A 12,264-nucleotide genomic window follows, 5' to 3' on the forward strand; every position below is an offset into this window, starting at 1 on the left:
ATGTCGCCCGTTCCGGCCAACACGCTCACCGAGGCAACCGCCGCGATCGAGGACGTCTCCTCGCGCATCGAGGACGTCTTCGCGCGCGTCGGCCACGAACTCGGACGCGGCCATCTCATCTTCAAGGAGCTGAACCAGGGCCTCGCGACGCTTTCCGGTGAGCTCTCCGGCGCCGAGATCGAGGGCGCAGCAACGGCGCTGCAAGAGATCGCCGCGCGGCTGAGCGAGCTGGCGCAGGCGTTGCCGGCGGAGAGCGCGCTGCTGGAGACGATCGGCAAGAGCACGGCAGAGGCGTCCTCGCTGCTGAAGCCGCTGTTCAAGCATATCGGGATGATCACCATCATCGCGCGGAGCGCGCGGATCGAGGCGGCCTCGCTCGACGGCGACCGCGAGGGCTTTCTCGCCTTCACCCAAGAAGCTTATGATCTCGGCAGGGCCGTGCAGCGCTCGATCGAAGGCTGCGCGCGGGACCAGCAGCGCCTGTCCGAGGCGGTTGCCACCGCGTCCGGCCGGCAGAAGGAATTCGAGAGCCGGTACCGGGCCCAACTGGTGTCGGAGAGCGCCGAACTTGGCGCGGCCTATTCAAGATTACGCGACCAGCGCAGCAACAGCAGCCATCTGGCCGACCGCGCCAGTTCCAGCACCAGGAAGATCGCCGAGGCGGTCGGCAGCGCCATCATCTCGCTGCAGGCGGGCGACAGTACGCGTCAGCGTCTCGAGCACGTGGCCCACGGTCTCAGCCTTGCGTCGGAAGCCGCGCCGAGCCTCGTTCCCGCGCCTGCGACGAGCGACGACGGCGTGCGTGCGATCTGCCGGTTGCAGGCGGCCCAGCTCAGGGATGCCCAGCGCGAGTTCGGCGGCGACGTCGGCCAGATCGTCGGCGCGCTGACGGCCATCCTGCACGATGCGGGCAGCGTCGTCGGCCACGGCCGCACGCTGTTCGGCGGCGAGGACGGCGGCTCGTCGTCGTTCCTGACGCGGATCAAGCAGACGCTGGCGCACGCATCGACCCTGATCGCGACCTGCGAGAGCGCGGGCCGCTCGGTCGACGAGGCTCTCGCGATCGTCGAGGACACGCTGGCGAAATTTCGCCAGGCGATTGCCGGGCTTGCCGAGGCGACTGTCGACATCACGCTGATCGGAATGAATGCCGGCCTCAAGGCGAGCCATCTCGGCAGCCGCGGCAGCGCCTTCGTCGTGATCGCCAACGAGCTCAAGGCGACCGCGGACCAGGTCTCCGCGGGCGCCGGGCGCCTGCGGCCCGTGCTCGACGCTATCGAGGGCTCGGCCAATGAGCTGAGGGAGCTGCGCGTGCAGGGTGACCCCACGCAGCTTGCCAAGCTCGAGCCGCAAATCCTGCAGGCGCTGCGCGAGGTCGAGGCGGGGAATGAACGGCTCGGCAAGCTGATGAGCCGGCTCGTGGACGAAGGCGCGGAATTCGAGCGGCTGATGAATTCGGCCCAGGGTCAGATGACCAGCCTCGGCGAAAGCTCCGCAGCCTTGCCTGCGGTCGCCACGCGGCTCGAGACTGCGAGCGCGGGCGCGCAGCGGCTACAGCCGGAACTGCAGGATCAGGCGATCCTCGACGATCTCTTCGCGCGCTACACGATGGAGCGTGAGCGGGACGTTCATCGCGAATTTCTGCAAGCGCTCGGACTGGCATCGATCGCGGCCACGCGCCGGGTCGAGGCGGTCGAGACCGCGGATGACGGCATAGAATTGTTTTGACGGCGCCGCCGTGTGCTGCGGTGGCAATTTGAAGGGTTGGCTTTGCAGGGCGTTAACCGTGGCGGCATGCTCGCCGCGTCGGTCATTGTCGCGCCCCAGAGTTGGTTGCAAATACCATTGAATATCACGACGGGTGTTTCCATGATGCGAGACGGCAAATACGCGGCCTGGTTCAGGACCTCGCGCGGCCAGGGCACAGGTATCGTGCATCTTGCGGACGGACGGATTTCGGGCAGCGACAGCTTCTTCACCTATGGCGGCTCCTATCAGTTCGACGACGACCAGCGCTTCACCGCCGTCCTGACCACGCGGCGCTATGCGGAGGGGCCGCCGACCGTGTTCGGGCTGGACGAGGTCGAAGTCAGCCTCTCGGGCGTGTGCAGCGGTGCGATGGCGACCTGCTCCGGAACCGCGAGTCAAGCGCCCGACGTAATGTTCGAGGTGACGCTGATCTACAGCCAGGAAGAAGCGCCGGCGACGGAGGCTCGATGCGCCGTCGTGAAGCTCAATGACAAATTGCCCAAGGGCCTCGACAGCCGTTCGCGGCCGCGCCATCCGTTCACGCCGCCCAAGGCGCCAATGTCTTAGCTTTGCATTGACGCTGTTATCGCCAAAACGCGCCGCACGCGCACCGCGGCAAGAGTGCGTTTAGGCGTGAAATCTAGGTTGAGGCCCATAACAAAAAGGCGGACAGGGACATGCCTCAGATCTGGATGACATATGACGAACTCGCGGCACTCAGCGGCTGTAGCGCTGCCGAGGCTAGGGTGCAGGCGCTGCATCTCTCGCTTGATCGCCGCAAGAGCCGCGACGGAAACACCCGCGTCAAGCTGAACCTAGCCTTGATGGCCAGGTTTTTCGAGACCATTCGTGAGGCCGAGTTCGACCTCAATGATGCGATCGCGGCATTGCGCGACGCCCATCGGCAGATGTCCGGAGTCCTCTCGGCCGATCAGCCGGGATTGGACGCGGAGTTGCGTGATCTTGCCGTGCCGTCGGCCGCCTCAGGACGGCGACCTCGGTAGGAAGGCCAGGATGGTTTGGGTCAGAAGGACGCCGACGGTGCCGCCGGCGGCCTTTTGCAGAACATCGATGAACTCGGGATGACTATCCGTCGTCATCGTCTGCATGACCTCTAAACCGACCGCGACGGCCACCACGAACGCGCAGGCCAGCTTGACCCGCCCTGGCAGCAGGAGTGACAGCAGGATTCCCAACAAGCCGTAGGCGCTGAAGCGCTCAATGACGACGACCCAATAGGCCTCTGCATGACCGATTAGCGCCGGCCTGCCCGCGAGCTTGGCGAGCGTGGCGTAGATGGTGAGAGCGAGGCAAATTCCCGCAGCTGCGATGAGATGGTTGCGGCGCATGACGACAGCATAACCGGTCGGGCGGCTGGTCGCTTTCCAAAGCATAGAACATCGTTAAGGTTCCTGAACGTTCGAAGCGTGAACCGAGACTTACGCGGATCGGCTGCGACGACCCATGAGACGTACGGACGGCGTTACGCGTGGCGTCGCTGTCGCGACTTCACGAAGACGGTGCTGAGTTTGGGAGAGCAGGCATCGATCCCCCAGTTCTGCGGCCCGGTCGACCAAAGCTGAACCGCCAGGAAGACGATATTGGTGCCGAGCCAGATCGACATCACGATCGGAAAGGTGCTTGCCATGACGGCTCTGCCTCTCGCAATTCTTTCACAAACAATGCGGAGCGCGGGCGAGAGTTCCACCTTCAGTGAGCGGGCAGGCGATCGCCCCCGCCCAAATTCCTGGCATCGAGGAGCCATGCCGGCTCGTTCAGGCGCGACGCCGCGCGCCTGATGGTTTCATAAATCCGTTTGCAGGGATCGACGTTCAACGTCGATTGTAGGACCAGCCCTTGTCGACATTGGTCGGGTAGTGAGCCGCGAAGTAAGGATTCTTGAGGCAATTTCGCGCGGGGTCGAAGATCCAGTCCGCGCATTCCCGGTAATTCAGGAATCGGCAGTCGAAACCAAAAGCGCACCACGGTGCGCCGTTCGGAAATCCAAACCGCACAGGGACTTGCGCCGACGCCACCGAGGGCAGAGCCATGGAAGGCAGAGCCAGAAGGAAAGCTACGGCGAGTGCGCGGGACAACATGGTGCATTTCTCCAACAACCATCGAGCGGAGACCGAAGCCGGTCCGGCGACCGTTCTCCGTCGAAAAGGGACGACGTTCGGTCTTCATCGCTGGATAGTCTAACATCCGGACGCGGAGAGATCGAGAGCGCTGAAGGCTGCCGGACTGCGTTTGGCGTCCTCCAGTCATCGATTGACGAGGAAGGCGCGCTCGTCCATGAAAAGTCGCGCGCAGCCGGCGACGGACGCTAGCTCTTCTTGGATGCCTTGGATTTCAGCGACAGGCCAAGGCGCAAGGCCATGCGCTTGACCGCATCGGGCGAGCGCCCGAGAGCTTTCGCTGCCTCTTCCAGCGAAGCCGAAGACTTGGCCAGCTCCATCAGCCGGCGGTCTTCCTTGAACGACCAGGGCCTGCGCGCCATAACCGGAATCATCCTCTCGTCGACACGACGGCAAAGCCGCCAAGCGGACCCACGTTTCGCTCGACGGCTTTGCTTGGGTGGGGCCGGGCCTGGGGGAGCCCGGTGAGGAGATGGATATGCGATCTCTCGACGTTCGCAACAAACAACGCGGATTAAGCTAACTGCTCAACCTTACCGCGATAAAATCGATGCGAGGCGCTCCGTAGTACCACGGGGATTCGCTAGCCCAGTCCGATGCGTGCGCTCCCATGGCCGCGACCGAGCATGTTCGATGCCACGTCCGGTCGTCGCAGAACCGGCGCGCGGCCGCGCAATCCAGGCGTGCGACAGCGGCTTCTCCGCGATGGACCATGCGCGTCCGGTCGCATCGAGTTTTGACCACGCATATTGCTCGGAGTGTTGACGGAATATCCGAACATCCCGGCCGGGAGCCGTCTGCGGTGGCCTCGTTCGGTATCTCCGGCTGTCTGTCGCCGCAAGAGATGTTGTCGCCGAGCAGCGACTGCTGATGCGGGGCGCGGCGCGAATTCGGAGATCAACTTGAGTTGAATCGCGGCGCGGCTTGATCGCAGAGACTTCGACCGGGAATGGGATCCAATGCAATGCGTGCGTGCACCGTCTATTCCGACGAGCAGCGTTGCGCGTCTCTGAGACAACGCGTCACGAGATCGTCGAATTTGTTCGGCTATGGTTGCGCATACGGCCACGAACAAATCAGAAGACCGAGATGCTTCACAAGGCGCGAGCGGCACTTCCTTTCACGAAGATCAGAGAGCGGGCAGTCGAGGGCGCCTTTTTCAGCATTGCGCTAATCGCGATGGCGGGCTGGATGTATTTCATCACGGTGTTGCTAGTGAGATTGTTCCTCTGGTTCTTCGGTTGAAGCGCGTGCCGGCTCATTCGCGGGCATGGTGCTGCCCAAAAAATCCTTGGCATGACGAGAAAATCAGCGGCGTTCATCATGATCTCGACACAACTCGAAGATGAAACTTTCTCGGCATGAGTCAAGGCGCTCGGTCAGTGGAGCGAACTCCGAATGATGCTGGTTGCGATCCTGATTTCGCTCTTCGCCTCTGCGTGCATGTTTATGATTTGCAACCGGAGTGTTGGCGTTCCGTTGCGGCGAGAATGACGGTAAAGGGGCGCGGATCATGACGAGGCTGCAGGTAGACACCATGACGAGCCCGACGAACAACGCGCCGCGACGGTATTTCGTCGATGGGGGAGGCCGCCGCGTCCTGATCGGCCTCACGCCCGAGGAGACGTTCGAATTCGAGCGCCTCGATAGTGAGGTGTCCGACCAGGGGCAGGCTGCCACCCACAGCCGCGATGTGTGGCCGAATGCCGCCGAGCGGCGTCGGCAGGAGCTTTATGAGAAGCACGAGGGCGCCTGGAAGTCCTGGATGGCGCAAAGCCGCACCGGGCGGCGCGAAAAAATTCAACCTTTATTAACCATCCCGGGCCCATTTTCCGGTCTGGCGCCTCGAACCGGAAAACGCACGCATGTTTCAGCTCTTCCTGCGGGCCCGCACCCATAATTTCCTGAAGGACCGATTCGGGGGAGAACAGACGTTCCGCGCCCGCTCGCCCGAGCGCGACGCTGAAACCGATCGCACGCGCATGGAAGCCATCATGATCGCGATCGACGACGCCCTGCATGCGGCTGAGCGCGAGCAGTCGGGCTTGAACCGCCGGGTCGAGGACGTGCTGGCGCGTGCGGCCGTGACTTTCGGCAACGGCGACGACGAATATCTGGAGCGCGAGGCGCTCGATAATCACCACCAGGATCTGTTCGACAAGGAAATCCTGAACGGCCAGCGCCGGCTCAAGGAGCTCGGCGCCTCGATCGCGCATTTCAAGTTCCTGAAGGCGGCGATGCTGAGTCGCTTCCCGGAATTCCGGCCTCCGGCAAGCTCCGCCAACTAAGAGGTCGGAGCGGCGCGCGACCGCAGCGGCTAGCTAGATCGCCAGCATGCTGTTGCCCTGAATGGACAGCAGCGTCAGGTTTCCCGTGGCATAGGCCCCGGTGTCGATGTTGGCGCGATTTTCCAGCAACTCGGCCTGCCGAACCGGTGTATGGCCGTGCACAACGTATTTGCCAAAGCGCCGCTTGCTCTGGAGAAACTCCTCCCTGATCCACAACAGGTCCTGCTCGCGCTGTTCGGAGAGCGGAATTCCCGGACGCACCCCCGCATGGACGAAGAAGAAGTCCCCGCATGTGAAGGTCGGTCGCAACTGGCGCAGGAACGCGATGTGCTCTGGAGGCATCGCGGATGAGAGCTCGCGGATTAGTTCCGACAACTCCTCCTTGCCGAGACCGGGCGCGGCTGACACGCCGTACGACATCAGGGTCTGGAGCCCACCGAACTGAAACCATTCGGTGGCACGGGAGGGATCTTCCAGCACCGAGGTCAAATAAGCCTCGTGATTGCCCTTGAGAAAGACCGTATTGCATCGGCGGCTACGATCGATCAGGAGATCCAGGGTTCGACGCGAATCAGGTCCGCGATCGATGTAGTCGCCGAGAAAGACCTCGACCGCACGATAGGGCCGGCTGTTCGCCATGTCGGCATCGATGACAGCGAACATCTGCTCGAGCAGATGCGCACAGCCGTGGATGTCGCTCATCGCGTAGATGCGCACGCCGTTCGGTAGCTTCGGCCGGGGCGAATTTGGGGGCGCGATCGTTGGCATGGGGTCCAACTCTTTCAGAGAACTTCGCCCGTGATGTCAATATGCTATCGGCGAAATCGAGGCGGCATGAGTCGCTTTTTTCCACACCCCGGCTGGCAAACGCTCATCTGCACGACCGGCCGGTCTCGGCCGGCTCGCGAATCACCGGTTTCTACGCGTGCCGTCCGGTTAACCGAAGCTTTCGCCGTCGAATGATGGCGCGTCCTTGCCGCGATAAGCCGATGCGCGCGCACTGACCAGAACCGCGCCGCAGAAATAGCCGAGTTGAAGCACCGACGCAAAGACGATGAGCGTGACAACGATGTGAGCTGGCATCTGCCCTTGCCATGCAGAGCCAACGCCGAGGATCGCGGCGCCGAGAACGATGACAGGCGGCAGGATGAAGATCCGGAATCGCCCTCCCAGCAAAGATCCGATCAGCAGACTGAAAATGGCAACCGTACTCACGACACAACTCCTTGAATTGGTCACGAGTGTTAACGGCGGCGGCCTAATACCGGCTTAAGCAGTATGGTTGAACAGTCGTTCAAATGCGCGCGAAAATGTTGTGCGAAAACGACGCTACTTTGGGGCGAAACGCGGTGTGGTGCCCGCATAGTTGTCACATGTGTGACAGTTGTTTGCGCATTCACTTGCTGCGAAGCTGCGTTGCATGAAAATCGATTTGATTTTTTCGCTGCACTGCCGCAATGTCGCTTTGTTTAGTTAAGATATACTTCGGCGCACGTCGCGAAATTAGATCGATTTGTTCGCAGTTCAGATTGCGAAGGTGTGACGAGGCAGCGAGGTTCGGATGGCTGTAGCAACTTACGGTTCGGAAAATTACTATTCGACAATATCGAACCGGCGCGGTGCCCTTCAACGGCCTCTCCAGATCGCCTTGATCGCCGGAGACTTCGTTGCGGTTCTGCTCAGCTATTTCGCGGCGAGCGGTCTGTATCGCTTGCTCGTGACCGAGCAGGATTCCTCCGTCGGAGCAGGCCTCGTCGTAGGCGCAGTTTTCGTGACGATCGCGTATTTCCAGGGCGTTTACGATCACCATCGCCTGCTGAGCACGGTCTGGCAGCTGCGCAAGGTGCTGGCGGTCTGGCTGATCTCGCTGACGATCCTCGCGGTCGAGGCTTTTCTGCTCAAATCATCGGCGGATCTGTCGCGCGGAACCACGCTGCTTTTTGCCGCGACCGGTGGCGTCGCGCTGGGCGGGCTGCGCGTGGTGTGGCGCATGGCCCTGACTTCGAGCTATGCGAAGGGCCGGCTGGTCGACCGCAAGGTCGTTCTGCTCAGCCTCAAGCCGCTAGATTTCACCTCCACTCGCTTCAAGGACTTGCGCAAGCACGGCTTCAACGTCGTCCGGCATTTCGTGCTCGAACCGTCCGAAGGGGGCGCCAATTGGGATCGCGAGATCCGCGACATCGCCCGCCAGGCGCGGGCAGCTAACGTGGAAGAATACCTTCTGGTGATCGACTGGGACGAAATGCCCCTTCTCCAGAAGTTGAGCCAGCAACTGCGCGTGGTTCCTCAGCCGATTCGGCTGTTGCCGGACTTCCCGATTGCCGATCTGGTCTCGCGTCCGTTCCAGCCTGTCAGCGGCACGGTTGCGATCGAGATCCAGCGCGCACCGTTGAATGTATTCGAGCGGGCGCAGAAGCGTTGCCTCGACATTGGTCTGGCTTCGTTCTCGCTCCTGTTGCTGGCGCCGCTGCTGCTGACGGCCGCGATCATGATCAAGCTCGATTCCATGGGCAAGGTGATTTTCAAGCAGTCCCGGCGCGGCTTCAACGGCAAGCAGTTCGAGATCTGGAAATTCCGCTCCATGACGGTGGCGGAGAATGGTCACACCGTCACGCAGGCAACGAAGAGCGACGCGCGGGTCACGCGCGTCGGCCGCGTGCTGCGGCGGACCAGCATCGACGAGCTGCCACAGCTCTGGAATGTGCTTCGCGGCGAGATGTCGTTGGTCGGGCCGCGCCCGCATGCGCTGGCGCATGACAACTATTACGACCAGCTCATCAGCAATTACGTGTACCGTCATCACATGAAGCCGGGCCTGACCGGCTGGGCCCAGGTCAACGGCCTCCGCGGCGAAACGCCGACCATCGACCTGATGGAAAAGCGGGTCGAATATGATGTCTGGTACGTCAGCAACTGGAGCATCTGGCTCGATATAAGGATCATCCTGAAGACCGCGCTGGCGCTGATCCATCAGGAAGCCTACTGAGCTCCGCCTCAATTGCCCCCCCCGTGCGTTGCTGTTCCACTGACAAGGGCGCGCTGAATTTGTCTCTTTGCGGGGCTGAGATCCCGCTAATCCCTCAAATATGCGGGGCGTTCGTCCGACGGGTAGCAGCGATGGCGGAGCTGCAGGCCCTTGCCCGTGACGTACCGCCGAAATAGCTCTCGGTCGGTTTCCGGCGCGCTACACGTACGGTCGAGAAGATCGGCACGCGCGCTTGTCGCAGCGGCCTGATAAAGGGCGGCCGCGCTCGGGAACAGGCGCGCTGCAAAGATATCCGTGAAGTCCTGAACCGCATTTTTCTTCAGCTCCGGCGACAGCGCGCCGTAGACGCGAAGAGCCATCGGTGCACGGATGAGCTGGAGCCAGGCTTCGTGAGGTGCGAACCCGTAGGAGAGACCCAGAAGAGCCGCCGTTCGCGGCCCAAAGCCTTCCCGACGTATTGCCGACCAGTAGCTGCCAAGCCAGCCAAGCCCTTCAGAGGGCGCGCAGAGCAGCAACGCACGGCTAGAGGAAGCAAGGGCTTCAGTATCGGCGTCAGCCTGCTTCAGGTCGTCGCTGCGCGCAGACTCATCGGCGATGGCAAGTTGCAGCAACAGAAGCTCCCGCAACGTCTTGACCCCGCACTGCCGCCTGGCAGCAGACAGGTTCTCCGCCACGATCTGCCTTAGCTGGTCCGTGTCGTACTGCTCACCGCGCGAAATCCGACCGGCCACCTGTGGGATCGCCGGAGACGTCAAATTGGGCGCAGCGTATGCGACCCACACCAATGCACAGACCGCAAGAGTGACGTTTGAACCGAGCAGGACCCGGCGGTAAGTTCGACCCGAATGCCGGCGCGCAACCGGCGCGCTAGGCTCCTTCGACATAATAGCTGCCGTAGTGCGAGCCCTTATACGCCTCGATCCGCTTCAGCATCTTCGGATTGGCGCGGTTGAGCACGGCACCCAGCACCTTCTTCTGGATGCCTTCGGAGCTTGCCATGGACTCCTGCAGCGCGTTGCGACTGGTGCGCCCCCACTCGATCACGTAGACCATCGCATCGACGAGGTGGCTGACGGCCTTGGCGTCCGACACCGGCATCACCGGCGCCAGGTCGATGATGATGTATTCGTATTCTTCGCGCACCACTGCAAGCAGGTCCGCCATCGACTTTGAGGCGATCACGTCCGCCGAGTTCACCATTCGCGATGCAACGAAGGAGGGGAGGAAGTCCAGCCCGCTCTCCTTGCTGCGCTGGATATGGTATCCGAACGAATGAGGATCCTTCAGCGCCTCGACCAAGCCAGACTTGGCGTGAGGCGCGAGCTCGCGCGTGAGCGACCGGGTGTGGAGGTCGCCGTCGATGAGCAGCGTCCGATGCCCGGTCAGCGCGGTCAGGTGACCGAAATTGGCCGAGACAGTCGTCTTGCCTTCCTTCGGCAGGGACGACAGGATTCCTATCACCTTGACGTCGCGCTGCAGTCGCGCCACGTCGATCGAAACCTTGATATTTCGCAGCGTCTCGGCAAATCGCGAGAACGGGTGGTCGACGACATAGTTGGAGATCGCTGCATCCACTGTCGAGCCGTCCGCCGCCTTAATAAGCTGGCCTGTGGCACGAATATCCGGAAGCACGCCAAGGCACTTCACGCCGAGCAGGTCTTCGACGTCGTTCGGCGACCTCAGCACGTCGCTCAGCAATTCCCTGGCGAACGCGGCGCCGAAGCCGAAGCACAATCCGCCGAACAGGCCACCGATCAGGGCCAGAACGGTCTTCGGCGAGCTCTTCTTGTCGGGCTTGACCGCGGTACCGATGATGCGCGCTTCGCTGATCGGGAAGCTCTGGTTTTGCGTCGCGTTCTGCAGCTTCTCGAGGAAGCTGTTGTAGAGATTGCGATAGGTGTCGGCCGCGCTCTCGAGGTCGCGCAGCTTGACCTGGGCCTGGCTGGTGCTGCCGGCCTGAGAGACGAGACTGTTGAGATTGTCTTCGAGCGATTTTTCGCGGCTCTTGGCGATCTCGTATTCGCTGCGATACGCGTCAGCGATGCGTCGCACCTCGTCGGCCATCGCCTTGCGCAACTCGTCCATGCGATTCGCCAGATTAATCGCCGCCTGGTGAGTCTTGCCGTAGCGGGTCGACCAATCGGCATATTGGGCCGCGAGGTCGAGATATTGCGCCCGCAGACGGGTGATCACGGTGTTGTTGAGGGCGTCGGTCACGGTCGGTTGGACCAGATCCTTGTCGAGCACTCCATTGATGCGGTCCAGGCGAGCCTTGGCTTCCGCGGTCGATGCGCGGGCCTGCACGAGCTGCGTGTTGACGTCGGTCAGCTGCTGCTCACTCATCAAGCCGCGGCTGGTGCCGACGATGTTGTTCTGGGCCTTGAAGGTCTGCACCGCGCGGTCGCTTGCGGTCGCCTGTTCGCGCAGCTCGGCGCTGCGTTGCTGGAGCCATTCGCCGGCGCGCTTGGTCGATTGGTACTTTGCCTCGAGCGCCCCGACGATATAGGCGTCCGCGACCGCATTGGCGACCAGAGCGGCCTTGTCGGGATTGGAGGAGCGGAACGACACCGAGAGCACGTAGGTGGTCAGAACCCGTTCCACCTTGAGGTTCTTCTGGATGGTCTCGACCGCCGCGCGCTCGATTCGTTCCTTCGACGGAGGGCCGTCGGATCCGGACAGCGACGACATGAGCTTCCCGATGACCAGTGCGACCGCTCCCGGATTGGAGCCGTTGTACTCGGGGTCCTCGATGAGCTTCAGGCGGCGAACGATCGAAAGAAGCAGATCGTCGGATTGAAGGATCTCGACCTGGCTGTCGACAAACCCGGTGTCGATCAGGGCATTCGACATGCCGCTGTCCTTGCTGTCCAATACCTGGGTTTGGCGGGTGTCCATGAGGATGCGAGCGTTAGCCGTGAACATCGGCGTCGCCACCAGCAGGTAGATGACGACGAGTGCCAGCGCGGCGCCGACGATCGAGGCGATCAACGGCCACTGGCGGCGTAGGATGTCGATGACGCGGTCGACGCTGAGAGTCGTGCCGCCGAGCTCGATCGCGTATTTGGCGCGAGGCTGGAATTGATCGCGAGGCTGAAACATCTGC

At 62.2% G+C, this 12,264-nt stretch carries 13 protein-coding genes; 6 read left to right on the top strand and 7 right to left on the bottom strand.

The annotated features are described in order from the left end of the window. The 3 genes from CIT39_RS07605 (at position 1) to CIT39_RS07615 (ending at position 2,753) form a co-directional block, all read left to right on the top strand. Positions 1 to 1,728: a chemotaxis protein gene (locus tag CIT39_RS07605; RefSeq protein ID WP_094973802.1), complete on the top strand. Its 1,728-nt coding sequence runs from the start codon at positions 1 to 3 to the stop codon at positions 1,726 to 1,728. A 141-nt stretch (positions 1,729 to 1,869) separates the two neighbouring features. Further along, complete coding sequence (locus CIT39_RS07610) at positions 1,870 to 2,316, top strand: hypothetical protein (RefSeq protein ID WP_094973778.1); 447 nt, start codon at positions 1,870 to 1,872, stop codon at positions 2,314 to 2,316. A gap of 179 nt (positions 2,317 to 2,495) precedes the next feature. Beyond that, positions 2,496 to 2,753, top strand: a complete 258-nt coding sequence (locus CIT39_RS07615; RefSeq protein ID WP_244607530.1) for a hypothetical protein — start codon at positions 2,496 to 2,498, stop codon at positions 2,751 to 2,753. Here the strand turns inward: CIT39_RS07615 and CIT39_RS07620 are convergent. The 3 genes from CIT39_RS07620 to CIT39_RS07630 form a co-directional block, all read right to left on the bottom strand. After that, on the bottom strand, positions 2,733 to 3,098 hold the full coding sequence (locus CIT39_RS07620) for an antibiotic resistance protein VanZ (RefSeq protein WP_094973803.1): 366 nt from the start codon (positions 3,096 to 3,098) through the stop codon (positions 2,733 to 2,735). The genes CIT39_RS07615 and CIT39_RS07620 overlap by 21 nt on opposite strands. Before the next feature lie 134 nt (positions 3,099 to 3,232). Continuing rightward, entirely contained in the window at positions 3,233 to 3,397 is a 165-nt protein-coding gene (locus CIT39_RS07625) for a hypothetical protein (RefSeq protein WP_155526013.1), read from the bottom strand. Positions 3,398 to 4,075: 678 nt separating this feature from the next. Next, positions 4,076 to 4,249, bottom strand: coding sequence for a hypothetical protein (locus CIT39_RS07630; RefSeq protein WP_162848627.1), 174 nt, complete (start codon positions 4,247 to 4,249; stop codon positions 4,076 to 4,078). A gap of 1,151 nt (positions 4,250 to 5,400) precedes the next feature. On the opposite strand from CIT39_RS07630, the gene CIT39_RS07635 reads away from it, so the two are divergent. Both CIT39_RS07635 and CIT39_RS07640 read left to right on the top strand, forming a co-directional pair. Next, positions 5,401 to 5,787 (top strand): hypothetical protein, encoded by a 387-nt coding sequence (locus tag CIT39_RS07635; RefSeq protein WP_334273090.1) that lies wholly within the window; start codon positions 5,401 to 5,403, stop codon positions 5,785 to 5,787. Beyond that, positions 5,753 to 6,175 carry a hypothetical protein gene (locus CIT39_RS07640; RefSeq protein ID WP_094973780.1) on the top strand — a complete coding sequence of 141 codons (423 nt, stop codon included), beginning with the start codon at positions 5,753 to 5,755 and terminating at the stop codon, positions 6,173 to 6,175. The genes CIT39_RS07635 and CIT39_RS07640 overlap by 35 nt, the downstream gene beginning before the upstream one ends. Positions 6,176 to 6,208: 33 nt before the next feature. Here the strand turns inward: CIT39_RS07640 and CIT39_RS07645 are convergent, their stop codons facing one another. Both CIT39_RS07645 and CIT39_RS07650 read right to left on the bottom strand, forming a co-directional pair. Further along, a complete protein-coding gene (locus CIT39_RS07645) occupies positions 6,209 to 6,943 on the bottom strand; it encodes a metallophosphoesterase family protein (RefSeq protein WP_094973781.1) in 735 nt (244 codons plus the stop codon). 168 nt (positions 6,944 to 7,111) lie between these two features. Continuing rightward, positions 7,112 to 7,390: a hypothetical protein gene (locus CIT39_RS07650; RefSeq protein ID WP_244607532.1), complete on the bottom strand. Its 279-nt coding sequence runs from the start codon at positions 7,388 to 7,390 to the stop codon at positions 7,112 to 7,114. Between the two features lie 346 nt (positions 7,391 to 7,736). Between CIT39_RS07650 and CIT39_RS07655 the strand changes: the two genes are divergently transcribed. Further along, positions 7,737 to 9,161 (top strand): undecaprenyl-phosphate glucose phosphotransferase, encoded by a 1,425-nt coding sequence (locus CIT39_RS07655; RefSeq protein ID WP_094973783.1) that lies wholly within the window; start codon positions 7,737 to 7,739, stop codon positions 9,159 to 9,161. Positions 9,162 to 9,247: 86 nt separating this feature from the next. On the opposite strand, the gene CIT39_RS07660 is transcribed toward CIT39_RS07655, so the two are convergent. Together CIT39_RS07660 and CIT39_RS07665 are read right to left on the bottom strand one after the other, a co-directional pair. Then, a complete protein-coding gene (locus CIT39_RS07660; protein WP_094973784.1) occupies positions 9,248 to 10,045 on the bottom strand; it encodes a hypothetical protein in 798 nt (265 codons plus the stop codon). Next, positions 10,029 to 12,260, bottom strand: a complete 2,232-nt coding sequence (locus CIT39_RS07665) for a GNVR domain-containing protein (protein WP_094973785.1) — start codon at positions 12,258 to 12,260, stop codon at positions 10,029 to 10,031. The genes CIT39_RS07660 and CIT39_RS07665 overlap by 17 nt, the downstream gene beginning before the upstream one ends. Positions 12,261 to 12,264: the final 4 nt, after the last annotated feature.

Source organism: Bradyrhizobium symbiodeficiens, from assembly GCF_002266465.3.
In the GTDB taxonomy this organism is placed as follows: domain Bacteria; phylum Pseudomonadota; class Alphaproteobacteria; order Rhizobiales; family Xanthobacteraceae; genus Bradyrhizobium; species Bradyrhizobium symbiodeficiens.